At 70.2% G+C, this 25,320-nt stretch carries 21 protein-coding genes and 3 pseudogenes; 8 read left to right on the forward strand and 16 right to left on the reverse strand.

Going from position 1 to position 25,320, the window contains the following annotated elements:
• Window positions 1-159: 159 nt before the first annotated feature.
• Both OG595_RS01530 and OG595_RS01535 read left to right on the forward strand, forming a co-directional pair.
• Complete coding sequence (locus OG595_RS01530) at window positions 160-1,344, forward strand: IS701 family transposase (protein WP_329266974.1); 1,185 nt, start codon at window positions 160-162, stop codon at window positions 1,342-1,344.
• Between the two features lie 303 nt (window positions 1,345-1,647).
• Window positions 1,648-2,060, forward strand: a pseudogene (locus OG595_RS01535) (transposase); the annotation flags it as partial.
• 58 nt (window positions 2,061-2,118) lie between these two features.
• Here the strand turns inward: OG595_RS01535 and OG595_RS01540 are convergent.
• From OG595_RS01540 to OG595_RS01550, 3 genes are read right to left on the reverse strand one after another with little or no spacing between them, the layout of a single operon-like run.
• Complete coding sequence (locus OG595_RS01540; RefSeq protein WP_329266976.1) at window positions 2,119-4,350, reverse strand: bifunctional serine/threonine-protein kinase/ABC transporter substrate-binding protein; 2,232 nt, start codon at window positions 4,348-4,350, stop codon at window positions 2,119-2,121.
• Between the two features lie 18 nt (window positions 4,351-4,368).
• Window positions 4,369-6,513, reverse strand: coding sequence for a bifunctional serine/threonine-protein kinase/ABC transporter substrate-binding protein (locus OG595_RS01545; RefSeq protein ID WP_329266978.1), 2,145 nt, complete (start codon window positions 6,511-6,513; stop codon window positions 4,369-4,371).
• Window positions 6,513-7,448, reverse strand: coding sequence for a hypothetical protein (locus OG595_RS01550; RefSeq protein WP_329266980.1), 936 nt, complete (start codon window positions 7,446-7,448; stop codon window positions 6,513-6,515). Before OG595_RS01550 ends, OG595_RS01545 begins: the two co-directional genes overlap by 1 nt.
• Window positions 7,449-7,853: 405 nt before the next feature.
• Between OG595_RS01550 and OG595_RS01555 the strand changes: the two genes are divergently transcribed.
• The 3 genes and pseudogenes from OG595_RS01555 to OG595_RS01565 form a co-directional block, all read left to right on the forward strand.
• Window positions 7,854-8,288, forward strand: a complete 435-nt coding sequence (locus tag OG595_RS01555; protein ID WP_329266982.1) for a hypothetical protein — start codon at window positions 7,854-7,856, stop codon at window positions 8,286-8,288.
• A gap of 485 nt (window positions 8,289-8,773) precedes the next feature.
• Complete coding sequence (locus OG595_RS01560; protein WP_329266984.1) at window positions 8,774-9,343, forward strand: TIGR03086 family metal-binding protein; 570 nt, start codon at window positions 8,774-8,776, stop codon at window positions 9,341-9,343.
• A gap of 980 nt (window positions 9,344-10,323) precedes the next feature.
• Window positions 10,324-10,551 (forward strand): annotated as a pseudogene (locus tag OG595_RS01565) (ISL3 family transposase); the annotation flags it as partial.
• Window positions 10,552-10,728: 177 nt separating this feature from the next.
• Here OG595_RS01565 and OG595_RS01570 read toward each other — a convergent pair.
• The 4 genes from OG595_RS01570 to OG595_RS01590 form a co-directional block, all read right to left on the reverse strand.
• Window positions 10,729-11,049: a hypothetical protein gene (locus tag OG595_RS01570; protein WP_329266986.1), complete on the reverse strand. Its 321-nt coding sequence runs from the start codon at window positions 11,047-11,049 to the stop codon at window positions 10,729-10,731.
• On the reverse strand, window positions 11,046-11,864 hold the full coding sequence (locus tag OG595_RS01575; RefSeq protein ID WP_329266988.1) for a phytanoyl-CoA dioxygenase family protein: 819 nt from the start codon (window positions 11,862-11,864) through the stop codon (window positions 11,046-11,048). Before OG595_RS01575 ends, OG595_RS01570 begins: the two co-directional genes overlap by 4 nt.
• A gap of 747 nt (window positions 11,865-12,611) precedes the next feature.
• The gene (locus OG595_RS01585; RefSeq protein ID WP_329266990.1) at window positions 12,612-13,637 is read right to left on the reverse strand and encodes a Gfo/Idh/MocA family oxidoreductase; all 1,026 of its coding nucleotides are present in this window, start codon (window positions 13,635-13,637) and stop codon (window positions 12,612-12,614) included.
• A gap of 50 nt (window positions 13,638-13,687) precedes the next feature.
• Window positions 13,688-14,470, reverse strand: coding sequence for a TIM barrel protein (locus tag OG595_RS01590; protein ID WP_329282566.1), 783 nt, complete (start codon window positions 14,468-14,470; stop codon window positions 13,688-13,690).
• 182 nt (window positions 14,471-14,652) lie between these two features.
• Between OG595_RS01590 and OG595_RS01595 the strand changes: the two genes are divergently transcribed.
• From OG595_RS01595 to OG595_RS01605, 3 genes are all read left to right on the forward strand, one after another.
• Window positions 14,653-15,678 (forward strand): LacI family DNA-binding transcriptional regulator, encoded by a 1,026-nt coding sequence (locus OG595_RS01595; protein ID WP_329266993.1) that lies wholly within the window; start codon window positions 14,653-14,655, stop codon window positions 15,676-15,678.
• Window positions 15,679-15,705: 27 nt separating this feature from the next.
• Window positions 15,706-15,840: a hypothetical protein gene (locus tag OG595_RS01600; protein ID WP_329266995.1), complete on the forward strand. Its 135-nt coding sequence runs from the start codon at window positions 15,706-15,708 to the stop codon at window positions 15,838-15,840.
• Window positions 15,841-16,298: 458 nt separating this feature from the next.
• Window positions 16,299-16,724, forward strand: a complete 426-nt coding sequence (locus OG595_RS01605; protein WP_329266997.1) for a hypothetical protein — start codon at window positions 16,299-16,301, stop codon at window positions 16,722-16,724.
• A 479-nt stretch (window positions 16,725-17,203) separates the two neighbouring features.
• On the opposite strand, the gene OG595_RS01610 is transcribed toward OG595_RS01605, so the two are convergent.
• The 9 genes and pseudogenes from OG595_RS01610 to OG595_RS01650 all read right to left on the reverse strand — a co-directional run bounded on the left by OG595_RS01610 (window position 17,204) and on the right by OG595_RS01650 (window position 25,319).
• A complete protein-coding gene (locus OG595_RS01610) occupies window positions 17,204-17,854 on the reverse strand; it encodes a CoA transferase subunit B (protein ID WP_329266999.1) in 651 nt (216 codons plus the stop codon).
• On the reverse strand, window positions 17,851-18,606 hold the full coding sequence (locus tag OG595_RS01615; RefSeq protein WP_329282568.1) for a CoA transferase subunit A: 756 nt from the start codon (window positions 18,604-18,606) through the stop codon (window positions 17,851-17,853). Before OG595_RS01615 ends, OG595_RS01610 begins: the two co-directional genes overlap by 4 nt.
• A gap of 141 nt (window positions 18,607-18,747) precedes the next feature.
• Window positions 18,748-19,398 (reverse strand): annotated as a pseudogene (locus OG595_RS01620) (SDR family NAD(P)-dependent oxidoreductase); the annotation flags it as partial.
• A complete protein-coding gene (locus tag OG595_RS01625) occupies window positions 19,395-20,147 on the reverse strand; it encodes an SDR family NAD(P)-dependent oxidoreductase (protein ID WP_329267000.1) in 753 nt (250 codons plus the stop codon). The gene OG595_RS01625 and the pseudogene OG595_RS01620, both read right to left, overlap by 4 nt.
• The gene (locus OG595_RS01630; RefSeq protein WP_329267002.1) at window positions 20,144-21,115 is read right to left on the reverse strand and encodes a fumarylacetoacetate hydrolase family protein; all 972 of its coding nucleotides are present in this window, start codon (window positions 21,113-21,115) and stop codon (window positions 20,144-20,146) included. The genes OG595_RS01625 and OG595_RS01630 overlap by 4 nt, the downstream gene beginning before the upstream one ends.
• A 103-nt stretch (window positions 21,116-21,218) precedes the next feature.
• On the reverse strand, window positions 21,219-22,151 hold the full coding sequence (locus tag OG595_RS01635) for a VOC family protein (RefSeq protein WP_329267004.1): 933 nt from the start codon (window positions 22,149-22,151) through the stop codon (window positions 21,219-21,221).
• A gap of 4 nt (window positions 22,152-22,155) precedes the next feature.
• A complete protein-coding gene (locus tag OG595_RS01640; protein ID WP_329267006.1) occupies window positions 22,156-23,205 on the reverse strand; it encodes an amidohydrolase family protein in 1,050 nt (349 codons plus the stop codon).
• Window positions 23,202-24,332 carry an FAD-dependent oxidoreductase gene (locus OG595_RS01645; RefSeq protein ID WP_329267008.1) on the reverse strand — a complete coding sequence of 377 codons (1,131 nt, stop codon included), beginning with the start codon at window positions 24,330-24,332 and terminating at the stop codon, window positions 23,202-23,204. The genes OG595_RS01640 and OG595_RS01645 overlap by 4 nt, the downstream gene beginning before the upstream one ends.
• Window positions 24,333-24,356: 24 nt before the next feature.
• Complete coding sequence (locus OG595_RS01650) at window positions 24,357-25,319, reverse strand: cyclase family protein (RefSeq protein WP_329282570.1); 963 nt, start codon at window positions 25,317-25,319, stop codon at window positions 24,357-24,359.
• Window position 25,320: the final 1 nt, after the last annotated feature.

The following is a 25,320-nucleotide window of genomic DNA, read 5'->3' on the forward strand; positions in this document are numbered from 1 at the left end:
ACCGGTGATAGGCCCTCTCGTGCCCGACTGCGCCTCGTTGAAGCCACGCGACGCGTCGTAGATGTCAGCCTCGATGACGACCACGAAGAAGCTCGTCACGCCTTAGTACTGCAACGGTGCTTGCCGTGACTGCTGGCCAGTTCGGTCGTTGGTGTGGTTATGGGTGGGGACCTTGCTGGTGTCAGGTTGTGGGCGGGTGAACTGGACGCTCTGCATGAACGGTTCGTGCACCGATTCAGCCGGGAGGAGCCGCGTCAGTCGGCGCTGGCGTACATGCGCGGGCTGATAGCACCGCTGCAGCGGAAGAACGGGTGGACGCTGGCGGAGGAAGCGGGGCATGCGGGTCCCGATCGCATCCACCGGCTGCTGAACCGGATCGAGTGGGACGCCGACGAGGTCCTGGACGACGTGCGCGACTACGTCGTCGAACACCTCGGAGACCGCGAGGCCGTCCTGATCGTGGATGACACCGGCTTTCTGAAGAAGGGCATCCGCTCGGCCGGGGTGCAACGGCAGTACTCCGGCACCGCCGGCCGCACCGAGAACAGCCAGATCGGGGTGTTCCTCGCCTACGCCACAGAGCGCGGACGCACGCTCATCGACCGGCGGTTGTATCTGCCCACGTCCTGGACGGACGACCGGGAACGGTGCCGCCGGGCGGGCATCGACGACACGGTCGCCTTCGAGACGAAGGTGGCCATGGCCAAGGCGATGGTCCGCCGGGCCATCGCCGACCGGATCCCGTTCGGATGGGTGACAGCCGATGCCGCCTACGGCTACAGCAAGGGCTGGCGGTTCGAGCTGGAACAGGCGGATGTCTTCCACGTCATGGCCACAACGAGGCACGACACCGTCGTCACCCGCTGGTCCATCGACCACCCCGTCCACGATCTGTTCCCCGGCCTGCCGCGGCAGAAATGGAAACGCCGTTCCTGCGGCGCGGGAGCCCATGGCCGGCGGATCTACGACTGGGCCCGCGTCGAAGTGAGGCCCTGGCACCGCGAGGACCGCCGGCACTGGGTTCTCGCCCGCCGCAGCGTCAGCAGACCCGAAGAGATCTCCTACTACATCGTCTACTGCCCGGCCCAGACCACGCTGGACGAGTTGATCCGTATTGCGGGCAGCCGCTGGGCGGTCGAGGAGTGCTTCCAGACCGCGAAGCAGGAATGCGGCCTGGACGACTACCAGGTCCGCCGCTACCCCGGCTGGCACCGCCACATGACCCTGGCCATGGCCGCCCACGCCTGCCTCACCGTCCTGCGGGCCCGCCAGCTGGACACGGACAAAGCAGAAACGGATCCTCCCACCTCATCCACCTCAGCCTCGCCGAGATCCGACGACTGATCACCCGCCTCACCAACCGCCAGCCCACACCGGTCGACCACATCCTGCACTGGTCAACCTGGCGCCGGAGGCGACAACGACAGGCCCGCGTCAGTCACTACAAACGACGCGGACACAGCCCATGACAACTGCCCAGCAATCAGAACAAGCACCGTTGCAGTATTAGCTTGGCGTTTATCGCTTGCGGTCGAACGGAGCCTCGAACTTGCTGATGCTTTCGGCTGAGTGCCTGACGTGAGAGCGGCCGTCGCCTGATCCTGTGCTGCGTCACAGAGGCACTTGACCAGCACGAAAGCCGTAACGATGAGTCTGCTGCAGAGGGATGCCCCGCGGGATGCGTTTGCCGAACTGTCATGCTTCCGGACGGAGTTCTATGCCTGCCTGCCCCAGCGACCCGACGCCCTGTTCGAGCTGAGTGACACCTTGCTGTGTGCGGACGGCCCGGTCAGGACGTTGGTCGAGCTGTCCCCGACGCCTGAGCATCACCGTGGGCATGGTGCGTTGTACGGCGGGCTGAACCGCGGGCATCTGGATCCGTCTCGGCTACGCAGGGCACTGGCAGGGCTGCCGCTTCCCCGGACGGCGGAAAGGCGGCTTGTGGGAGCAACTGGCTGCGGCCGGATGCGAATACCAGCCCGGACCGACTGTTCTGCCACATATACGGTCGAGGCAGGGGCTCGGCCCAGATGATCCCCGGCTGGCCCTACTCCTTCGTTGGCGGTCGACAGCGCTGTCGTGCTGTCCGCTGTAGGAGTTCCTCCCGACGGCTGTTGCTCATCGCACCTGGTCGTATCGGCCGAGGAATAGGAACTGCCCGCCCCTTGCCTGGTAGAGGAAGCTTGCGTTCTCCTGTTTCAGGTGGTGCGAGGGATTCTCGGTGAAGCGGATCGGTTTGGCCACGCCGTCGTGGGCGGTGCGGAAGAGGCGTTCGGCGACCTGGCCGGGCTCGATCTCCGCGCCGCCCCCGAGCGCGCCGAGGGTGCGGGCGATCAGCCCGACGGCGTCGTACGCCTCGGCGGCCCAGCGGTCGGGTGCCCGGCCGTAGCGTTTTAGGTACGCGGTGGTGAACGCCGTGGCGGCCTTGGTGCCGGCCGATTGCGGTTCGGTGTACGGGGCTTCGAACATCCACCCCTCGGCCGCATCACCTGCCTCCGTGAGGAAGTCCGGTCGCATGACGGGCTCGAATCCCATGCGTGGACCGGTGAATCCGGCCGCTGCCAGGGCACTGGCACAGGCTGCGGCCCGGCTCGGGGAGGTCCCGGCGTGAACGATGGCCTGAGGGTCGGTGGCCAGGGCCTCGGTGACGGCCGGGCGGAAGTCGTCGGTGTCGGCCGCGACGGGGTGGATGGTGGCCGTGCCCTCGCTGGGTGGTGCCTCGGCGATGTAGTGGCTGATGTTCCAGGCTGTCTCTCCCGCGGCCCGGTCCTCGATGACTGCGGTACGGCGCGTGGAACGCACATGTGTCAGGTAGACGATGACCGGCAGGGCGCGCTCGGAACCTGATGCCCTGGTCGTGCACAGTGTGCGCCGCAGGGCTGCGGTGGACAGTCCGGCGTCGTCGGCGTCGACCGACACGAGTACGAACGGTGTCCTCGCGGCAGCGTAGAGCGGGCCCGCGGCGCGGGCGGCGGCGGCCGTGGTGGGGCCGATGACCGCGCGGACGGCGGGGCGGGCGAGCAGGCTGCGGGCCGCGTCCTTCGCCCGTGCCGTCTCGCCCCGGTCGTCGTACGTGGACAGGGTGAGGCGGAAGGAGGCGTCCGCGCGTGCGTTGTGGATGGCGACGGCGAGGCGGACCCCCCGCTCCTGCGCGGTTCCGGTGCTCTTCTGAGGCCCGGTCAGGTCGGCGTGAAAGCCGATCGTGTGCGTCGGCACCTTGCGGGGCGAGCCGGCCGTCGCCGTGGTGTCCCGCCGGCTCAGCAGTACGGCGGCGCCGGTGCCCGAAGCCGCAACCGCCGCCACGCCGATCGCGAGAACGCGGCGGCGGGGCAGCCTCTGTACCGACTCCGGGCGCGATGGCCCCGGGGCGATCGGGGCCGATGGGCGCGGCGGCGGGTTGAGGGCGCGAGCGGAACGGTCGGCCACCAGCCGCAGCACCTCGGGCGGCAGCCAGTCACCCGGCCCATGGGGCGGGGTGTCCCCGCGCGTGGCGGCCCTCTCCGTTCCGCCCAGCGCCCGGCCGGTCTGACTGCTCATCACCTCAAGTGCTTCACCGAGTTCGGCGGCCGTGGGCCGGTGCCCGGGGGGCTTGGCAAGGCAGCCGGTGACTGCCGCGTGTACCGGTGGCGGGAGGAAACGGTCGAGGCCGGTCAGATCGGGCTCCTCGTGGACGGTGCGGTAGAGAATCGCCGCCGCCTCACCGGTGCCGAACGGCCGTCGGCCCGTGGCCGCGTACGCGAGCACGCAGCCGAGGGAGAAGACGTCGCTGGGCGGTCCTGACTCGCTCTCGTGGGCCCGGGCCTGTTCGGGGGAGAGATACCCGGGGGTGCCGATGATCGCGTCGGGGGCGGTCAGGGCCGTGGTGCCGGTGCCCTGTGCGATGCCGAAGTCGATCAACCGGGGGCCGTCGCGGGTGAGCAGGATGTTGCCGGGTTTGACGTCGCGGTGGACCATGCCCGCCGCGTGCACCTCGGCCAGCGCCCGGGCCAGCCGTGCGCCGAGTGCGACGACGGTGTGCGCGGGGAGCGGGCCGTGTCCGTCGACCGCCTCTGCCAGCGATGGGCCGGGCACGAAGGCGGTGGCGAGCCACGGCTCGCGCGCCTCGGTGTCGGCGGCCGTCACCGGCACCACCCACCGTGCGGTGAGCCCGGTGGCCAGCCGTACCTCGCGGCGGAAGCGAGCCCGGAAGGCGGGATCAGCGGCGTGCTCGGCGCGGATCATCTTCACGGCGACGAGTGCCCCGTCGGCGGTGCGGGCCAGATAGACCGTGCCCATGCCGCCGGCCCCGAGCCGGGCGAGCAGCCGGTACCCGCCGAGAGTCTCGGGGTCCTCGGACCGCAGCGCGCGCATTCCCTGTTCCCGCCGCCGTCAGGACGTGGGCAGGGTGCCGACGTAAGCGAACCGGCCGCCGTCGACGCGGTAGTGGTGGACCTGCTGCATGGTGAGTTCTCTGCTCTCGTCGAACGCGTACGTCGTGGTCAGGCCCTTGAAGCTGGCCTTGGTGAGGGCCTCGGTGACCTGGGCGCGGCTGGGGCGTCGGCCGCCGTCCGTGGCCAGGGCGGCGAGCCGGTCGACGACCAGGCGGGCGGTGTCATACGCCTCCGGGGCCCAGATGTCCGGTGCGCTGCCGTATCGCTCACGGTAGGCGGTGGCGAAGGCACGTACGGGGACGGCGTCCGGGCTGATGTACGGGGTCAGGGCCTGCCAGCCGTCCGCCGCGTCACCCGCCGTGGTGACGAAGGACTCGGTGGCCGTGGGCGCGTCCAGGAACCGCGGTCCCGTGAAGCCCCGTTCGGCCAGGGTGCGGGCGACCGTGGCGGCGCGCTCGGGGGTGCCGGTGCAGAAGAAGCCGTCGATGCCGCGGGCGAGCATGTCGGCGACCACCACCGACGCGTCCGTCGCGGCGGCGGGCACGACCCTGGAGTACAGGTCGACCTGGCGGACACGGGCCGTGTCGCGGACGATCTGCGCGGACTCCATGCCGGTGATCCGCCCCGCTCGGTCGATCAGCAGCCCCGGGCGGCCAGAACCCTGGGCGGCGAGGGTGAGGACAGCGTTGTAGACGGTGTACGCGGCCATGGGTGCGGTCCGGAAATAGCCCTGCGGCTCGGCCAGCAGGGCCGACGCCCCGGCGGTGAAGGAGAGCTCGGACACGGTCAGCACCGGCAGCCCGGCGCCCTCGTAGACCTCCAGGGCAGCCTGCGTCGAGGCGTAGCCGGTGGGGCCGAGGACGGCGAGAACATCGGCGTCGCCGGTCAGTTGCCGGGCCGCCCGCTGCGCCCGTGCCGCCTCACCCCGGTCGTCCACAGCCTGGAGAGTGAGGGTGAACGGCTTGTCCTTGCGGGAGTTGAACTGCTCCACGGCCAGCCGGGCGGCGCGCTCCTGTGCCGTCCCGGCCGCCTTCTGCGGTCCGCTCAGGTCGGCGTGGACGCCCAGGACCCAGGGCGGCTCTGTGGACCGAGCCGCCGGATCCCGCTCGTCGTCACTCCCCAGCGCCGCCCACAGGGCCGCGCCGCCGCCCGCCGCGAACAGGGCCGCGCCGCCCGCGGCCAGTGCCAGGACCCGGCGGCGCCCCGGCCGTGCGTGCTCGGCGTCGGCGGAGATCCCGGTGGGTTCGATGCCGGGCAGGGCCAGCATCTCGGCGGACCGGTCGGCGACCATGGCGACCACCGCGTCCGGCAGCCAGTCGATGGAGTCGGCCGGGGCGTCCTCCACAAGTTCTGTGTCCGCCTCTGCCGCCGTGGGCCGCGCCGCGGGCTCCTTGGCCAGGCACCGCTGAAGCAACGCGCGCAGTTCGGCGTCGTCGACGCCGTCAAGTTCCGGTGTGTCGTGGACGGTGCGGTACAGCAGCGCGTCCGCCGTGCCGGTGCCGAACGGAAGCCGGCCGGTGGCCGCGTACGCCAGCACGCAGCCGAGGGAGAACACATCGCTGGCCGGGCCGACCTCCCGGGCCCGCGCCTGCTCGGGGGAGAGGAATCCGGGCGTGCCCACCACCACACTGTCCGCGGTCAGTTCGGATTCCCCGGCAGCCGTGGGCCGCGCGATGCCGAAGTCGATCAGCCGGGGGCCGTCGAGGGCGAGCAGGATGTTGCCGGGTTTGACGTCCCGGTGCACCAGACCGGCGTCGTGCACCGCGGCCAGGGCCCGCGCCAGGACCTTGCCCAGGATCCGCACCGCGCGCGTCGGGAGTGGCCCACAGGCCGCGACCGCCTCGGCCAGCGACGGACCCGGCACGAACGCCGTGGCCAGCCACGGCGCCTCGGCCTCCGTGTCCGCGCCCAGCACCGGTACCACCCACGGGCTGTCCACCCGGCCGGCGGAGGTCGCCTCGCGGCGGAACCGGGCCCGGAACTCCGCCTGTTCGGCGTACTCCGGCTGGATCACCTTCACTGCGGCCAGGTCCCCGGCCTCGGTACGGGCCAGGTAGACCACGCCCATGCCGCCCGCGCCCAGCCGTCCCAGCAGTCGGTGGCCGCCGAGGCGGGACGGATCGGAAGTAAGCAGCCGCTCCATCACGCACCCCCGTTCGTACCCGGTGTCGACGCGCCGGTGCCGGGCGAGGTGCCAGGCGCCGGCGAGGAGGACCCGGACCCGGCGGGGCGCCCGATCTCCACCTGTGCCCGCACCAGCATCCTGGGCAGGGCGCCCTGGACCAAGGGCAGGAGTTCGTCCGCCTGGCGTCCCTGGCCGCCGCACACGGAGGTACTGACCACCACGGGGCCCAGCGTGGCCTGGTCCCACCGGTACGGATACGGCCCGCCGCGGGTGTCACTCACGCACAGGCCCGTCTCCCCCAGCGACTCATCGCTGTAGCTGTTGTTGGCCTCGCCCCACGCGTACGCGGTCGAGGTCAGTTCCGCCAGCCGCTCTCCCGGTCGCAGGAACTGCTCCTCGCAGTCGAGCGCCTCTTCCAGCATCCCCGCCTGTTCCCAGGCCGCGTCCAGCACTGTGCGGTGCACGGTGACCGTGGCCGACAGCCGCACCGGACCTTTGCCGTCCCCGGCGGGCACCTCGAAATGCCGGGTCAGCGTGGCCAGTACGTCCGCCGGCAGTTCCTCCAACTGCCAGGCGCAGCCGTCGCCGAGCACCGCCCAGCGGCTGGGGTCGCTCTCGTACGGTGTCGCCCGCTCCACCCCCGGCCCAAACAGCTCCGGGCCGGCGATCACTTTCCCGACCAGCGCCCGCGCCTGGTCCGCCGTTCCCGGCTCCTTGGCGGGATCCGTCCCGACGGTCGGCGAGGCCGTCGGCACCCTGTCGTCGCCTGTACTCGTGTCCGCGGAGGCCCCAGCCTTCGTGTCGCCGCCGCTTCCGCTCGCAGTGGTGCTTTCCTCCGGCATCGCCCGGTCGGCGGGGCTGTCCCCGCCGCTCCCGCCGTCCGTGCAGCCGGCCATCAGTAACCCGCACATCACCCAGGTCCCGCAGATGTGCCGGGCTCTCGCATACGCCACAATCCCGCCCCTTGTCCCGTGCTCATCCGGTGCTCGCCGTACCGCGCGTCGTCGGGGAACTACCGATCTGACGTCAGCCCCGCGTCTGTACCGATGCCCCTGGGGTACCCGGCGGTTCCCTGGCTTCCGGTGCTGGTCTCGTGGGCGAGGACGACTTGTGGAACCGATCGGATCGTAACCGGTTCAAGAACGCGTGAGACTCAACACGCAGTGAATGCAAGGCAGTTGGGGTGGATCGGAGAGAGCTCGCACCGTCTGCCCAACCGCGCCGGGGTCGGTCATGCCGAAGGCGACGTCACCGGAGCGACGGGGAGCAGGGTGTACGGAATCGCGGCAGGACCCGAGGGGTGGCAGGCCCGGGACAGCTGCGCGGACAGGGTGGAGGGGGCTGCTCCCGGGATTACGGTGCGTTGGACGGATCCGGACCGGGCGGCCGCCAACACCGCGGGACGGGTGACATCCGGCCAGCGGGCGATGATCATCGGCGACTCGCGCAGTCCGCACTTCTGGTGGCTCCTCCAAACCGCCGGCGGCGCGATCCTGGTCGTCGCCGGAGTGATCGCGACTGTGCTGGCCACAGCGCACCCGGAGGCGGCCGCCCGGCACACCGAGGCCGCCGGTGTCCTGAACCTGGTCACCCAACTCGCCACTTTCGTGTGCGTGCTCCTCATCCCCGGGATGACGATCATGTATAGGGAAATGACGTGGGCTCAGGGCCTGCAACGGGGCGAGGTGCGCCGCACACACCGCCAGCGGCTCCGCCTGAGGACCGCCGCGCTGGCCCCTCCGCGGATCGCCTGCGCGATCGGCCGGATCGAAGGGGAGGAACAAGGCTCGTGAAACGGCGCGACCGGATCTACCGCAGGTTGTGCGAGGCCGAAGAAGTCTCGCAGATCGGCTGGACGCCGAACGTCCCCATGTACTGGCCGATATAGGCGACCTTCAACCTCATACGCCTTGACGCCTGGTGGAACAGGCATCCTTTGGACCCCACGCGCGTCAGCCACCTCGCCCGGCTCGACCCCCTCCTCGCCGTGTGACCCCGAAAAAGCCAGCAGCATCGGTGACAGCGTTCTTACCAGCACGACGGCCGTGGGTTCAGCGCGACTGAGGGACTTTCACCGGGAACCCACGGCGTCTTCTGCACGTGCGCTCGGAAGTACGGTGGGTTCGTCGTCGCTGACTTCAGTGAGCGGGGCAGGTACCTGCGACAGCTGCCACTCATCGACGCTCAGCGATCGCGGGGGCGCCCGATTCGGCAGGGCTTTTTCGCACTGATGCAAATCCCTTGAGCAGCCTGACAGTTGACGCCGTAGTCTCCCCGGGTGACTACCGTTTCCGTCGAAGATCTCGCACGTGCATGCAAATCTGTCGGTGCCCTGATCGCCGAGGTCCGCCCCGAGCAGTGGAAGGAACCGACGCCGTGCACGGAATGGAACGTGCGCGAGGTGGTGGCCCACCTGGTCGCCATGGATCTGGTGTTCGCAGCCATGATCGAGGGTGGCCCGATGCCCGAGCGCCGTGCAGACCTCCTCGGTGACGACCCGGTTGGAGCCTACCGGTCCTCCAGCGCTTCACTGCTGGCTGCTTTCTCCCGTCCCGGGGTGCTTGACCGGAGTTATCGCGGACCCTTGGGGAGCGCCACGGGCGCCGAGCGCTTGCAGATCCGCCTCTACGACCTGCTCGCTCACAGTTGGGACCTTGCCCAGGCCACCGGAATCCCTGTCCTGCTTCCCGAAGACCTTGCCGAGCAGAGCCTGGCGTTCGTTCAGGTCCAGTTCTCCGCTCAGTCCCGAACGGGACGATTCGCCGAGCCGCAACCCGTCGAGGAGACCGCTCCGGCCATCGATCGGCTTGCCGCGTTTCTCGGCCGGCCGGTCCCACCTCAGCTGTGAGACTGATCGATGGCAACTGATCGCCCCCGAGCGCCTGATGGGCAGGATATTGATTCGTTCCCGGCGCCCCGGGGGCCGCGCTGAGGAAGACGCCCGGCTCGATGCCGCCGGCTCGTACCCGTCCGGCGAAGAACCTCCTGACGAAGACCCGGACCCCGCCCTCAGCCAGGTCCTGCTGCGGCCCTGCCTCCCGGCTCTGTGCATTCCCGAGCTGGCAGAGCTGCCCAACCCGCAGGTCACGGCACGCAGAACCCTGCACCACATCGCCCACCGCGTCCGCGACAACCCGCGCCTGGCCGACCTCGCCACCGAGCAACTGCACGCGGCCACCGACGCTCTCGTGAACCGCGGCCATCTGCTCAGCCCGCCCGACAGGCAAGCCGACGACCACGGCTCTGATGGCCGCGTCCTGAGGCTCGCCGAGAACCTGGCCCTCCTCAGCGCCGACCCCGGCCACCTCGCAGGCTCCTGCGCTCAGCTTGCCTCCCTGGATCCGCCGGCCGTTGTCTCCCCCGCGCCGAGCCGGACCCTGATCCGCCGCATCGCCAACATCGACCCCGACCGCCCGGCCGGCCCGGCTCCTGGCACGCCACTCGGAGCACCGACCGGTCCAGGTCCTGGCCGCCGTCGCCGCCAACCCGCACACTCCGCACAGCGCCGTCACCGACGCCCTGAACGTGCTGCGCCCTGCCGAACTGGCCTGGATCGCCGAGAACGTCGAAGGCCCCGACTGGTTCCTGAACGCGGCCGCCGCCGTCCCGGCCGCCGCGGACGAAGACGACGGGGTGCTGCGGCTGCTCAGCGACGACGAACTCGACCAACACCCCGACCCGGCGTCCGTCCCGCAGTCCTGGCTCGACTCCCCCGCCGCCGTCGCCGATGAGTACTTCTCCCGCTCCGAGGTCTACCGGGCAGTCGTCGCCTCGCGCCACCGCACCCTGGAGCACCTGTTCCAGATCCCCGCCGACGAGCTCAAGGCGGTGCTCGACGCCTGCCCAGAGCTGGAGCAAACTCACGACCTCGTCCGCGACCTCGCGCAGATACTCGCCCGGCGCACGGGTGCTGACCTGCCGGACTGGACCAGCTCCGCCCGCGACGCGCAACTGCCCGGGATCACCGGCTTCGCCCGCGGACTGATCGCCGACCTCGAAGCCGTGAGCGCCGGGCTGACCGTGCACTGGAGCTCCGGGGGCACCGAAGGTGCTGTGAAGCGCATCAAGAAGATCAAGAGACAGCTGTACGGTCGTGCCGGATTCGACCTGCTCCGCAAAATGACGCGGGGCGGTGCGGGTGGTGACGTCCAGGCCGCCGTCGTGGGGCCGGATACGAACGGCCCGGTGCCCCCACGTGCACCCAGCCCGCCGTACCTCGTCCATCGCTGGTCACTACCCGGCGTGGGCGAGGTCCACCAGCTTCTCGAAGAAGAACTCATGCTTCAGGAACGACACGTCGTACTCGTGCCCCGGATTCGGCGGGATCAACTGAGCCGCCTGGATGAGGCGCCAGCCGTCCCGCAGGGCGGCCACGCCCGTCTCGTAGGGAGGCTCGTCGTTGTCGCCCGTGGTGGGGGACGTGCGGCCGGTGCCGTCGTACAGCGACCAGCCGACGATCGGGGAGTCCAGGGCGGACGTGGCCAGATACAGCACCAGCACCTGCTGGCGGAGCACGGAGGCGGTCGGAGTGGGAGCGGAGGTGATCGTGCTCATGCGGAAACCTCCTGCGGTCGGTTGGTGACGCGGGTGACCCAGTGGTCGAGGTCGAAGTCCTCGTCGCCGGTGAGCGCCCGCCACAGCAGGACTCGGTTGTAGATCTCCAGACGGCCGGTCGCCTGCTCGTACCAGGGGAAGACGGTGTTCAGCTTCTCCGCGACGCGCGGGTCCGCCAGGTCCGAGGTGTCCCACAGAGACCGCTGCCGTACCGTCGGATTGAAGCGGATCTTGAACATGTAGCGGTGAGTGTCGCCGTCGTTGCGCCGTCCGCCGTGCCAGAGGCCGTGGTGCAGAAACACCACCGTGCCCGCCGGGCAGACCAGTCGACTCTGGCCGAGCAGGTTCTGGTACCGGCCGGTGTCGCTCTCGTTCGTACGCCGCAGATGGCTGCCGGGCACGCTGAGCGTGCCGCCCATCTCCAGCGTCACCTGCTGCGGGTAGTACATCAACTGCACGTCGAACGCATCGGGCCGTACGTCGATGATCGCGTCCCCGTGGAGCGGCTGTGCTCCCCCCTCGTGCGGCTCGCGGATGTGCACGGCATGGTGGTCGATGTCCGGATCGGGTCCGACAAGACTGCGCAACGCGCCGGCTACCTGGGGCAATTCGACGAGGCGCCGCATGAAGGACGCCTCGGGATAGGCCTCGGGGACCGGCGTGCCGTACCGCACCGGCGGGATGCCGGCGCCGAAGACCTTCATGGCCTCGGCGTTCATCTCCGCGGGTACCACCGCGTCCATACGCAGCGAGCCGTGGGCGACGAAGTGCGCCATCTGCACCGAGCTGAGCAGGTGCTCTCTGGTTGTCGTCATGTCCACCACAGTAGGGAACCAGCTGCGTCGGGCGCGTGGTTCCCGCTCACCACCACTGGTAGTTTCTCACCGTGCTTGAGGTCGTGGTCCGTCTCGACGAGCCGCCCGTCGCGGCGAACGTCGGCGTCCACGGCCCGGCCGGGCGCACCGACGTCTTCCACCTACCCGACCTGTGGCAGTTGCACCTGTATCGGCATGAGGCCGACCTCGCCGTCGACGGCCTGCCTCACGTAGTCCGCCCCGGCCGGGTCAGCCTCGTACCGCCCGGCGCGTCCGTCCGGTACCCGCTCCCGGGGCCGCTCCGAGCACGTAAGACCTCGCTCGCCGGGCAATGCGCAGCCACTCGGGTGGCGGACATGGCGGGGGAAGGGATGCGAGGTGACGTGGACGCTTCCGGAACCGATGCTGACCACTCCCGTGCCCGGGCCGGATCGGCGGCCGGGCTGGGCGGGAGAGCCGAAGTTATGGACCGGGTTTGCCATTGCCCGTTGTCCATGGCCCAAGTCAGGACGATGAAGGGCGGCTGGCCCACTCGCACGGATCGCCGCACTCGTCGGTGTCGGGGTCGGTGGACTGATCGCCTCCGTCAGTGCCCTGTCCGTCGGCTCATCTCTCTTCAGACGTCTACTAGTCACCGACACCCCCGCCGCACTTGAGCAGCGGGGGGCGCATGTTGGACTGACCTGGCCGTCACCCCGTACTTGTCGCACGGCGCCGGGGTCCGCGCTGCGGCCGAAGACCCGTGTTTCACAGGTCTTGGAGCTTGTCGACGGGGACGGGACCGCCGGTGGTGACGGACTGGACGGCGGCGAGGGCGATGGCCAGGGCAGCGCGTGCGTCCTCGCCGGTGGCGGAGGGGGTGCGCTCGGTGCGGACGCTGTCGGCGAAGTCGGCGAGTTCGGCCACATAGGCGTCGTGGAAGAGGTGCTGGTCGTAGGTGACGCACTCGGCGGCGACGCCGTCCGGGCCGTATGCGGTCAGGTGGGTGCGGCGGACGTCGCCCATGGTGAGCATCCCGGCCGAGCCGAGGATCTCGGCGCGTACGTCGTAGCCGTAGACGGCCTGGAAGCTGGCCTCGGCGGTGGCGAGGGCGCCGCTGTCGAAGCGGATGGTGACGACGGCGGTGTCGAGCAGGCCGCGGTCCTTGAAGTCGGGGCGGATCAGGGCGTCCGCCATGGCGAAGACCTCGACGGGTTCGGCACCGGGATTGAGGTAACGCAGGACGTCGAAGTCATGGATGAGGGTCTCGAGGAAGATCGTCCACGGCGGTATGCGGGCCGGGTCGGCCAGAGCGGGGTCGCGGGTGAGCGAGCGCAACAGCTGCGGTGTGCCGATGGCGCCGGCGGCGATCTTCTCGTGGGCGGCCCTGAAGCCCGCGTCGTAGCGGCGGTTGAAGCCCACCTGGAGGGGCACGCCCGCATCCGCGGCGGCCGCGATGGCGCGGTCGGCCTCGGCGAGGGTGACCGCCATCGGCTTCTCGCAGTAGACCGCCTTGCCCGCCTTGGCGGCCGCCTCGACCAGGTCGGCGTGGGTACGGGCCGGGGTGGCGATCACCACCGCGTCGATGTGCGGGTCGGCGAGCAGTTCACCGATGTCGGTGTAGGCGGTGGCGCAGCCGAGCCGGTCGCCCAGGCTCCGCGCGGCGCCCGGGGTGGGGTCGGCGATGGCGGCGAGCCGGACGCCCGGGAGGCGGTGGGCGAGGGTCTCGGCGTGGAACGAACCCATCCGTCCGGCGCCGAGGAGGCCGACGGCGAGAGGCTGCTGGGTGGTCATGCGGGTGCTCCGTACGTCGTCGTCAGGGTAGGTACAGGCGGTGGAGACAGTCAGACGGTGAAGGCGGAGCGGAAGCGCTCCAGAGCGAGCTCGCTGTCGCCGGAGGCCCACGCCTCCAGCGCGACCGTGCCCTCGTAGCCGAGGCCAGCCAGGGCGCGGGCGACGGCTGGGTAGTTGATCTCCCCGGTTCCTGGTTCGCGGCGGCCGGGGACGTCGGCCACCTGGATCTCGCCGATCAGGCCCAGGGCATGGGCCCTGCGGACCAGCTCGATCAGATTCCCCTCGCCGATCTGGGCGTGGTAGAGGTCCAGGTTCATCCGCAGCCCGGGCCGGTCCACGGCCGCGACCAGGGCCAGGGTGTCGGCGGCCGTCGCGAACGGCACCCCGGGGTGGTCGACGGCGGTGTTGAGGTTCTCCAGGGTGAAGACGACCCCGGCGCTCTCGCCCAGCTCGGCGAGGCGGGTGAGCGTGCGGTGGGCGGCGATCCACATCTCTCCGGTGGCCTCACCGGTCACCGGCACCACCGGCAGGCCCTGGCCGTCCAGTCCGGTGCCGTGCAGGTTCAGGCGCGGGCAGCCCAGTTGCTCGGCCGCCTTGAGTGACTCCTCGGCGGTGCTCAGGAGTTCGGCCGCGCCCTCCTCGTCGGTCAGACTGCCGCGGATGTATCCGGTCATGGAGGAGAAGTCGGCCGGGGTCCGGGCCAGAGCGGCAAGGTCGTGCCGGGTCCAGTCCCAGATCTCGACCTGGAAACCGGCGTCATGGATGCGCCGTGCCCGCTCGCCGATCGGCAGATCCAGGAAGATCATCTCGGCGCAGGCCGCCAGTGTGTACATCGCCACGTACCTCTCTCCGCGACTTCGGGCTAGAACGTTCAAGGAACTAGAACGTTCTATAACTCCGTGGAGCAGCAGTACGCCAGCTGTCGCCCTCCCCTGTCAAGGCTCCGGTGGCCCGTGAAAGCTAGAACGTTCTATAGTCTCCTCCGTAGGAGACGAATCCGACCAGGGAGGACGGGTTGCCGGCGACCCCAGCGGTCCCCAACGCAAAGCGACCGACGCTCGCCGACGTGGCGTCACGGGCAGGGGTGTCCACGGCGCTGGTCTCCATCGTGATGCGCGGCGCGAAGGGAGCCGGCGAAGCCACCCGCGAGCGCGTCCTTCAGGCCGCGCGGGAGATCGGATACCGACCCGACGCACGGGCCCGGCTGCTCCGCAGCCACCGCTCCCATCTGCTCGGGGTGCAGTTCGGCCTCCAGCATCCGTTCCACTCCGACCTGGTGGAGGGCATCTACGCGGCGGCCGAACCGGCCGGGTACCAGATCGCGCTGAGCGCCGTGGCCGCCGGGCGCGGCGAGCAGCGCGCCGTCGAGACACTGCTCGACGACCGCTGCGAGGCGCTGATCCTGCTCGGCCCGCAGGCCCCCGCCGCGCGGCTGGCAGAACTCGCCGGGCGACTGCCGGTCGTCTCCGTGGCCCGCCGGCTACGGCCGTCCGTCCCGGGCCTGGAAGTCGTACGGACCGCCGACGACGAGGGAGCCCGCCAGGCGGTGGACCACCTCGTCGCTCTGGGCCACCGCGACATCGCCCACATCGACGGCGGCCGGGCACCGGGCGCAGCCGACCGGCGGCGCGGCTACCGCACCGCCATGAACCGCCACGGCCTGGGCGAACACATCCGCGTTCTCCCCGGCGGTCTCACTGAGGAGGAAGGCGCCGAGGCCGCCCGAACCCTGTCGGCCACCCGCCCGCGCCCCACCGCCGTACTGGCCTTCAACGACCGCTGCGCGACCGGCGTACTCGACCTCTTCCTCCGCTCCGGCGTCGCGGTCCCCGGCGACATCTCCGTCGTCGGGTTCGACGACAGCCATCTCGCCCGCCTGGCCCACATCGACCTCACCACCGTCGGACAGGACATCGCACGCCTCGCCGGCCTCGCCGTCGGCCGGGCCGTCGCACGCCTGGAGGGCGCGGAGATCCCCGCCGGGGAACAAGTCATCACCCCCCGCCTCGTCGTCCGGGGAACATCCGCCCCGCCCCGCTGAAGGCAGATCCCGGGGTGCGAGGCCCGTGTGTTCCACGGCGACGACGCCGGCCACACCGAGAAGTACCGGTTCGACTCGACGTCGTACATGCCGACCCGCCTGACCAGGAACGGCTGCCCCTCGGCCACACGCATCCCGCGGCCACATCAACTCGGCGAGTGAAGTGCACCCGCCATGTCGGTCACTGGATGGCGGGTGCACATCACCCGCCATCCAGCGACCGACATGGCGCCGGACGATATCCCCCGGACGGCTCAACAGCGCATAACCGAAGTGGGACCCCGTCTGCCCGTCGGGGATGTCGAGTTGCATCAGCAGGTCGTTCGCGAAGATCTTCCAGCCCTGGACGAGGTACGTGTCCCGGTCCGTGGCGTACAGGGTCGGGCAGTCGCCCACGGTGGAGTTCTAGCCAAGAAACCGTAGCCGCATGGCGGTCTCCCGTCTGCTGCCTTGCACTGGTTTGTGCGATATCTCGATGGTCGAGGGCCTGTTCGAGGCCGTCAATCCACTCGCTGCAAACTCGCGCAATCTTCTTGGGAGTTGGACGGCAGTCGTTCTACGTTCGTTCTCGAACCCAACCCCGCGCAGGCGGCATCGAGGGGAGAAGCGTGGTGGTGAGGGTGACCGAGGAACCCAAGGCCGGCGTCGACAGCTTGCCCATCGATGTTGAGTCGATCTCGGGCATCACGGATGACGCGCTGAAGATGGAGCTGAGCACGTCGACCCGAGAAGACATCGACTTCAAGACGACGAGGGTCATCGGTCTCGTGAGTCTGCTCCTGGCCGAAGAACTGGGCGCGAACGACGATGACGAAGTCATGGACCTACTCCGGCAGGCATACAAGCTGCTGGACCTGACCAACCGCCCCGGCAGACAGACGCCGAGCTTCACTGCCTTCTTCTTCATGCGTGACGTAGCCAACCTCACCCGCCGCCTGACGTGGGTCTACGTCGAGAGGAACGGCGGGACACCACAGCGACTCAGAAAGAGCGTCCTGGTATCGGAGACGAGGTCGAGTACAGGCCCGGATGTCGAGCGATCGTGACAGACGTCAGGCATGGCGTGCTCATCCTCCGAGCCGCGGCCCGTTCCGAATGGCCGGCCGACAACCCGGACCAGCTCGTGGCGACGCGGACTCGGCAGGAGCGCGCCGAGGCCGGAGCATGACCCGTCGTCGATGGGGTCAGAGGCACCTGTCTGTTCTGTCGCCGCTCCGATCAGCTAGTGAGGCATGGAAGCATCCCGCGTCGCCCGCGGTGGGTGTGAGCGCACGGTCTCAGTCTGCTGTGGGGTGTTGCCATCACCCCACTCGGCCCTGTTGAAGGGCCCGCACGCGGAGCGTCCACCTCCGGTGGCAGGCAGGCGACCACGAGCAAAGCGGTCGCAACTGCCACGCCCGTGAGATCCACCGTGCCAAGAGGCCTGGGTGCAGCAGCGCTCGCGCAAATCCCCTGACGGGGCGGCGGGCGACGGTGCTGCCCTCCGCCTGGCCGAGACGGAGGATGCCGGAGCGGCCCCGGTGGTTCAGCAGGCTGCTGTGGCTGCGTTGGTGTGCAGGGGCGCGTCGGTGCGGGCCATGATGTTCTGGGTGGTGACACCGGGGGCGGTTTCCACCAGGGCGAGGCCGTTGGGGGTGACGTCGAGGACGCCGAGATCGGTGATGATCCGGTGGACGCAACGTTCGCCGGTCAGCGGCAGGGTGCACTCCCCGACTATCTTGGGGGTGCCGTCCTTGGCGGTGTGCTCCATCAGGACGATGACGCGGCGGGCGCCGTGGACGAGGTCCATCGCGCCGCCCATGCCCTTGACCATCTTGCCGGGGATCATCCAGTTGGCCAGGTCACCCGCGGCGGAGACCTGCATCGCGCCGAGGACAGCGGTGTCGATGTGCCCGCCTCGGATCATGCCGAAGGACAGCGCGGAGTCGAAGAAGGAGGCGCCGGGCAGGACGGTGACAGTCTCCTTGCCCGCGTTGATCAGGTCGGGGTCGACAGCGTGCTCGTCGGGGTAGCGGCCGGTGCCGAGGATGCCGTTCTCGGAGTGCAGGACGACGTGCACGCCGGGTGGGAGGTGGCCGGGGATCAGCGTGGGCAGGCCGATGCCGAGGTTGACGTAGGAGCCGTCGGTGAGTTCGGCGGCGGCGCGGGCGGCCATCTGGTCGCGGGTCCAGCTCATGCTCGTACGGTCCTCTTCTCTATCTGCTTGTCGGTGGCCTCGGCGGGGGTCAGTCGCACGATCCGCTGAACGAAGATTCCCGGCAGGTGGATCTCGCCGGGGTTCAACTCGCCCGGTTCCACCAGCTCTTCGACCTCGGCTACGGTGACACGCCCGGCCACCGCGGCGAGCGGGTTGAAGTTGGCGGCCGCCTTGCGGAAGACCAGGTTGCCGTGACGGTCACCGCGCCAGGCCCGTACGAGTGCGAAGTCCGTTGTGATGCCGTGCTCCAGGACGTGCGGACGGCCGCGGAAGTCGCGGGTCTCCTTGGCCGGGGAGGCGACGACGACCGAGCCGTCGGGGGCGTATCGCCAGGGCAGGCCGCCCTTGGCGACCTGCGTCCCCACGCCCGCCGGGGTGTAGAAGGCCGGGATGCCCGCACCGCCCGCGCGCAGGCGTTCGGCGAGGGTGCCCTGCGGCACCAGTTCCACCTCCAGTTCGCCGGCCAGGTACTGGCGGGCGAACTCCTTGTTCTCACCGACGTACGATCCCGTGACGCGGGCGATGCGGCCGGCGGCCAGCAGTACGCCCAGGCCGCGGCCGTCGACGCCGCAGTTGTTCGACACGACCTTCAGACCTGAGGCGCCCTGCTCGTGCAGCGCCCGGATCAGGACTTCTGGCACGCCGCTGAGACCGAATCCGCCGACGGCCAGTACCGCACCGTCGGGAATGTCGGCGACCGCCTGGGCGGCGCCGGAACTGACCTTGTTCATAGGGTAATTGCCTTTCAGCCGGCTGCACCGGGGAGTACGGACGACCAGCCGCCGTCGACGACGAGGTTGGCGCCGGTGATGTGACGCCTCGTCGGAGGCGAGGAAGACGGCGGCGTTGACCACCTCGTCGGGCAGGCCGACACGGCCGATCGGGATGTGACGGGCGATGGTGCGCATGGGGTGGTCGTCCGCGAGCAGGTCGCCGCGGGTGGCCTCGGTGTCGATCATTCCCGGGCTGACGCAGTTGGCGCGCACGCCGTACGGGGCTCCCTCAGCGGCGAGTTGGCGGGTCAGGGCGATCACGGCGCCCTTGGACGCGGAGTGCGCGGTACGCCGGTTGGTGAGGGAGCCGGTGAGGCCGGCCGTCGAGCCGACGGTGAGGACGCAGCCGCGGCTGCGGATCAGGTGCGGCCAGGCGACATGCGCGGCCAGCCACACCGAGTCGAGCTCGGCGCGCATCGTGAAGGTGAAGTCCTCGTACGACTGGGTATCGACGGCTCCGAAGCGGACGGCGCCGGCATTGGCGTAGAGGACGTCGATGCCGCCGAACGCGTCCACGGCCTCCTCCACCCAGGCCCGGACGGAGTCCTCGTCGGTGACGTCCAGCGGGGCAGGCGTGAGTGCCGTGCCGCCTGCCTGTGCGACGAGCCGCTGGGTTTCCAGCGCCGCCTCGTGCAGCAGGTCGCCGCCGACGACGATCGCGCCCTCCGCCGCGAAGCGCAGCGCCGCGGCCCGGCCCTGCCCGCGAGCCGTCCCGGAGATCAGGGCGACCTTGCCTTCGAGCCGCCTCACGTCGTCTCCGGGCGCAGTGCTTCCGAGATGGACTTGACGCCGCCGTGCGCGGTCAGGCCGCCGTCGACCGGGATCTCCACGCCGGTGATGAAGGAGGCATGCTCGGAGAGCAGGAACACCACCAGCGGGGCGACCTCGGCCACGGTGCCGGTGCGGCCGAGCGGGGTCTCGCGGATGTTCGCCTCGCGGAAGGCGGGGTGGGCGGAGGCGGTCATCTCCGTGTCGATGAAGCCGGGGTGAATGGTGTTCACACGGATCCCTCGCGGGCCGAGCTCTGTGGCGGCGGCCTTCGACAGGCCGCGCAGCGCCCACTTGCTGGACGTGTAGGCGACCGGGTAATGGCCGGTGAGCGCCGCGGAGGAGCCGACGTTGACGATGGACGAGCCGGGCGGCATCAGCGGGACGAGGTGCTGGATGCCCAGCAGGGGGCCGGTGACGTTGACGGTGTGGACGCGGGCGAAGTCCTCCGGCCGTACGTCACCGAGGCGGGCGCGCCAGGTGATGCCCGCGTTGTTGACCAGACCGTCGACTCGGCCGTACGACTCCCGCAGTTCCGCGGCCAGTGAGGCCCAGTCGTCCTCGCTGGTGACATCGAGACGTCGGCAGTCGCCGACCGGCTCGGCGTCGGTGGCGATGACGTGGGCTCCTTCGCGGAACAGGGCCTCGGCCTCGGCGGCACCCTGACCGCGGGCCGCGCCGGTGACGACGACGACCTTGCCGAGGAGCGTCTTGGAGTGCGGGTCGTTCACGGCCGCTCCCGGGTGCGGCGGCGGGCGGTCGGCAGCGGCACGGGATCTTTGCCTGAGACCACGGTGTTGGAGACGGTTCCGATGCCCTCGACGGTGAGCGTGACGGTGTCGCCGGGCTTCAGTGGCGGCGGGGACTGCTCACCTCGTACGCCCCACAGCTCCGCCAGGCAGCCGCCGTTGCCGCAGGTGCCCGAGCCGAGGAGGTCGCCGGGGCGGACGACGGTGCCGCGTGAGGCGTAGGCGACCATCTCTTCGAAGGTCCAGCTCATGTTGGACAGCAGATCCTTGCCGACGACCTCGCCGTTGACCGAGGCGGTCAGCCCGAGCCGCAGGAAGCCGTCGGCATCCCTGTACGGCTCCAGCTCGTCGGCGGTGACCAGGTACGGCCCGAGGGTGGCGGCCGTGTCCTTGCCCTTGCACGGGCCGAGCCGGACCTGCATCTCGCGGGACTGCAGATCGCGTGCGGACCAGTCGTTGAAGATCGTGTAGCCGATGATGTGGTCGCGGGCCTGTTCAGGGGTGAGGTCGCGGCCCGTACGGCCGATGACCGCGGCGACCTCCAGCTCGAAGTCGAGCACGTGGCTGCCCGGCGGCACCGGCACGTCGTCGTGGGCGCCGATGATCGCGTACGGATTGGTGAAGTAGAAGGTGGGTGCGTCGTACCACGCCTCGGGCACCCCGGCGACGCCGTCCACGGCTCGACGTACACCTTCGACGTGTTCCTCGAACGTGACGAAGTCCCGCACGGTGGGCGGCTCCAGCGGCGGGAGCAGGCGCACCTCGGACACATGGGGTCCCGCCGGGACGTCGAGGGCCGCGGCGCCCATGTCGAGCAGGGCGTGGAGGCCGTCCCCGGAGCGGAGCAGCTCCATGAACGAGCGCACCCCTGGTATCGGGTACAGGGTGCCGTCCTCCTCGACGGCGGCGACCCGGCGCTGGTCGTGTTGTTCGTAGGCGGCGAAACGCATGGCGGCTCCAGGATCCGACGGTGGTCGGGACATCGGGGACCGGGGGCGCGGTGTGGGAGTCAGGGCAGTTGACAGGGCCACCGCGCCCCCGGGACTCGGGGGATCAGACCGGCGGGGCGACGAACACGCCGCGGTCGACGTCGTTGAACGACTCCTTGGCGACCATCTCGTTCATCGGGTTGGCCGTGCCCCACTGGTCGGCGACATCCGGCTGGGAGAAGTCGTAGACGTGCGGGTGCCAGGTGTCCTCGTCGAGGAGCTCCAGCTCGGTGGTGTACTCGACGGTGTTGCCGTGCGGGTCGAGGAAATAGGTGAACGTGTTGTCGCCCGCCGTGTGCCGGCCGGGGCCCCAGAGCTTCGTGAAGCCGGCCCGGATGACGCGGCCGGAGCCGCGCATGTACTCGTCGATGCCGCGCATCTCGAAGGAGATGTGGTGCAGGGCGGTGTGCGGGCCCTTGGCGATGGCCATGGAGTGGTGCTGGTTGGAGATCCGCATGAAGTGCATGGCCTCGCCGATGTGCGGCGAGGTGAGGGTGTCGGAGAGGCGGAAGCCGAGGTGGGTCTCGTACCACTCACGGGTCTTGTTCAGATCCGGCGAGTTGAGGACGACATGGCTCAGCTTGACCGGGATCGACTCCTTCTCCTCGATCCTGCGGTGCTGGCGCACCTCGACATCGGCGGAGACCTCGATGGTGCGGCCGTCGACGTCGAAGAAACGGAAGCCGTAACCGCCGCCGGGCGTTTCCACCTTGCCCGGCTGGGTGACCAACTGCACGCCACCGGCGAGGAGTTGCTCGGCGAGCGTGTCGACGTCGGCCGGGTTCGCCGCGCCGTAGGACACGAGGTCGAGGCGCTTCTCGTCGGCCTTGCGCAGCCGCACGACGTACTGCTCCGGGCTGCCCTCGGCGGCCAGGAAGGAGATCCCGGAGTCCTCGGCGACCTTGGTCAGGCCCCAGACGCCGGCGTAGAAGTCGAGTTGCTTGTCGTAGTCGGGCACGGCGAGGTCGACGTGTCGCAGGTGGGTGAGCAGACGCATGGTGTCAGTTCCTCCGGAAGAGGGCGGTCGCGTTGCCGCCGCGTACGGCGTGGAAGTCGGCGTCGGGCAGGTCGGCGGCGCGCAGTGCGCCGACCGGGTCCTCGGTGCCCATGTCGAAGGGGAAGTCGGAGCCGAGCAGCACGCGATCGGATCCGGCGACCCGGATCAACTCCCGCAGCACGTGCGGGTCGTGGACCAGGGAGTCGAACCAGATCCGCTTCAGGTAGCTGCTGGGCAGGTGCGCGCAGTCGGCGCCGGCGTCGGAGCGGGCCGACCAGGCGTGGTCGGAGCGGCCGATGTGGGTGGGCAGATAGCCACCGCCGTGCGCCGCGATCACCTTCAGCCCGGGATGGCGGTCCAGGACGCCGGAGAAGATCAGGTGGGAGAGCGCGACGGCGTTCTCGGTGGGCTGTCCGACGGTGTTGGACAGGTACCACTGGTCCAACCGCTCGTCGAGGGTGCAGCCGAACGGGTGCAGGAAGAGAATCGCGTCCGTCTCCTCGGCTCGCCGCCAGAGTGCCTCGTAGGCCGGGTCGGACAGCTCGCGCCCTGGCGCGTGGCTGGAGATCTCCACGCCCAGTAGCCCCTGCTCCAAGGCGTGTTCGAGAGCATGGACGGCCTGGGCCGGGTGCTGGAGGGGGACGAGGCCGAGACCCTTCAGCCGGGCGGGGGCCTGGGCACAGTGCGCGGCCGTCGCCTCGTTGGCCAGCCGGTAGAGCTTCTCGGCCGTGCCCTCGTCCGCCCAGTAGTGGTAGTGCGACGGCGACGGACTGACCAGCTGGACGTCGACGCCCTGCCGGTCCATGGCAGCCAGTCGTACAGCGACGTCGGTGAGTCGCGGGATGCGCTCGCGCACCATGGGCCCGCCGACGGCGAGCGCGGCGGGTCCGTTGCGGCGGGCGTCCAGAGCCCTGGCCTCGGCCAGACCGGGGAGGTCGGCCACAAGGTCCTCGACCTCCGGGAGCAAGACGTGCGCGTGGACGTCGACGGTCGGGGATCGGTGCGCGTCTCCACTCGCCGAGGAGTGGAGGCCGTGCGGCGGGTGGGCGGTCACGGCAGCTCCTTGAGCATCGTCATCGTGCGACCGAACAGGCCGGGGACATCGGCGTCGCGCACGCCGTCCAGCTGCCACTGTCCGAGCTGGACGGACGCCTCGACGACGGCCCGTACCCGTGGGATGCGGCGGTCGTAGTACTCCTGGAACAGCTCGTCGCCCCAGGCCTTGTCGCCGGCGAGCAGCTCTGCGAGGACGAGGGCGTCCTCCAGGGACATGGCAGCGCCCTGGGCGAGGGTGGGTGGGCAGCAATGGGCGGCGTCGCCGACCAGGACCACCCGGCCGCGATGCCATGAGCCCTCGACCAACAGCTTGTCGAACCAGGTGTAGTTGACCCGTTCCGGGTCGGTGATGTGCGGAGTGATCTCGGCCCAGAAACCGCCGTACCCCTGCGCGAGCCTGCGCATCTCGTCCGCGTACGAGGCCGGAGCGATGGAAGCGCGGTCGCGGCACTTCTCGACGACGTAGGCGTAGATGGTGTTCTCGCTGGTGGGACAGTAACCGGCGATATAGGCCGGGCCGCCGTAGGCGAGGTCCGTACGCACCATGCCCGTGGGCCGCGGCGCGGCTGTGCGCCAGATCGCCATGCCGGTCGGCTCGGGTTTGTCCGTGATGCCGATCGCGTCGCGGGTGGCCGAGTTGAGACCGTCGGCAGCGATCACCAGGTCATAGCGGCCGGTAGTGCCGTCGCTGAAGCGCACCGAAACCCCGCTGGCGTCCTGCTCCAGAGTCTCGACGGTGGCGCCCAGGCGCACGTCGGCGCCACAGGCCCGGACGGCGTCGATGAGGATCCGCTGCAGCTGGGGTCGCTGCATGCCGAGGGTGGCGGGCAGGTCGTCGCCACCGGTCTGGAAGTCCTCTGCCTGGTGGAGCAGGGTGCCGTCGGGCGCGATGACACCGAGGGAGCCGAAGGCGAAGCCCGATTCCTCGACCTGCTCCCAGACACCGAGTTCGCGCAGGACGCGCAGGGCGTTGCCCTGGAGGGTGATGCCGGACCCGGTGGTGGCGTTCCAGTCGGGCCTGGCCTCTATCAGGTCGACGGCAAGGCCGGCGCGACGCAGGAGAACGGTGACGGCATTACCGGAGGCGCCGCCGCCGATGACAAGGACTCTGCGGGGTGTACTCAAGGGGGAACTCCTTTGTTCCGCCGGTTACTTGACGGCGATCGGGTTGACCGGGGAGCCAACGGCACCGGTGATGGGGAGAGGCGCGGCGGTGAGCCAGAACTCGTACACGCCGTCGTCGGAACAGTCCGCGGCGAGGGCGTCGAGGTCCCACATCTCGCCTATCAGCAGGCCCATGTTGGGGATCACGACCTGGTGCAGCGGCTGGAAGGCGTGGTCGAACTCGTTGGGGCGGACCTCGAAACCCCAGGTGTCGGTGGCTATCGCGGCGATGTCGCTGCCGTGCAGCCATCCGGCGGTGGTGAACGACAGGCCGGGCGCGGGACCGCCCGCGTAGTCGCCCCAGCCGTCCCGCCGGGCGCGGGCGAGATGCCCGGTGCGGACCACGACGATGTCGCCGCGGCCGACGCTCACCCCGTGGGCCTCGGCGGTCGCGGTGAGGTGTTCCTCGGTGATGGCGAACCCGTCGGGCAACTCACCCTGCTCGCCGACCACGTGGCCCACGTCCAGGAGTACACCGCGGCCGGCGACGTACGGTGCCATGTGCTCGATACCGGTGACCTGGTCGCCGGCGCAGGTGACGACCTTCTCGGCCGCCCGTCCGTTCCACGCCTTGCCGTGGTCGAAGATGTGGCCGAGCCCGTCCCACTGGGTGGAGCACTGCAACGGCATGCTGATCACGTCGTCGGCGCCGCCGATGCCGTGCGGGAAGCCCTGATCGGCCAGGACCGCGTCGGTGCCGGTGTCGAGCATGGTGTGCACCGGGTTGGTGCGCCGCCGCCAGCCCTTCTGCGGGCCGTTCATGTCGAACCGCTGCGACAGCGAGAAGCTCACTCCGCGTCGGACCAAGGCGGCACCCTCACGCCGCTTGTCCTCGGTGAGCAGGTTGAGGGTGCCCAGGACGTCGTCCTCGCCCCAGCGCCCCCAGTTGGAGTACGCCTTGGCGGCCTCGGCGATCGCGCCCTCCGGGTCGCGGCGGTCCAGGCTCACG

It is taken from the genome of Streptomyces sp. NBC_01451, assembly GCF_036227485.1.
Taxonomy (GTDB): Bacteria; Actinomycetota; Actinomycetes; order Streptomycetales; family Streptomycetaceae; genus Streptomyces.

What these genes read in the sequence shown, in the direction of transcription:
- OG595_RS01530 (WP_329266974.1), top strand. Translation starts at nt 160, where the DNA reads ATGGGTGGGGACCTTGCTGGTGTCAGGTTGTGGGCGGGTGAACTGGAC.
- OG595_RS01540 (WP_329266976.1), bottom strand. Translation starts at nt 4,350, where the DNA reads ATGCGCGCGCTGCGGTCCGAGGACCCCGAGACTCTCGGCGGGTACCGG.
- OG595_RS01545 (WP_329266978.1), bottom strand. Translation starts at nt 6,513, where the DNA reads ATGGAGCGGCTGCTTACTTCCGATCCGTCCCGCCTCGGCGGCCACCGA.
- OG595_RS01570 (WP_329266986.1), bottom strand. Translation starts at nt 11,049, where the DNA reads ATGAGCACGATCACCTCCGCTCCCACTCCGACCGCCTCCGTGCTCCGC.
- OG595_RS01575 (WP_329266988.1), bottom strand. Translation starts at nt 11,864, where the DNA reads ATGACGACAACCAGAGAGCACCTGCTCAGCTCGGTGCAGATGGCGCAC.
- OG595_RS01585 (WP_329266990.1), bottom strand. Translation starts at nt 13,637, where the DNA reads ATGACCACCCAGCAGCCTCTCGCCGTCGGCCTCCTCGGCGCCGGACGG.
- OG595_RS01590 (WP_329282566.1), bottom strand. Translation starts at nt 14,470, where the DNA reads ATGTACACACTGGCGGCCTGCGCCGAGATGATCTTCCTGGATCTGCCG.
- OG595_RS01610 (WP_329266999.1), bottom strand. Translation starts at nt 17,854, where the DNA reads ATGAGCTGGACCCGCGACCAGATGGCCGCCCGCGCCGCCGCCGAACTC.
- OG595_RS01615 (WP_329282568.1), bottom strand. Translation starts at nt 18,606, where the DNA reads ATGAACAAGGTCAGTTCCGGCGCCGCCCAGGCGGTCGCCGACATTCCC.
- OG595_RS01630 (WP_329267002.1), bottom strand. Translation starts at nt 21,115, where the DNA reads ATGCGTTTCGCCGCCTACGAACAACACGACCAGCGCCGGGTCGCCGCC.
- OG595_RS01635 (WP_329267004.1), bottom strand. Translation starts at nt 22,151, where the DNA reads ATGCGTCTGCTCACCCACCTGCGACACGTCGACCTCGCCGTGCCCGAC.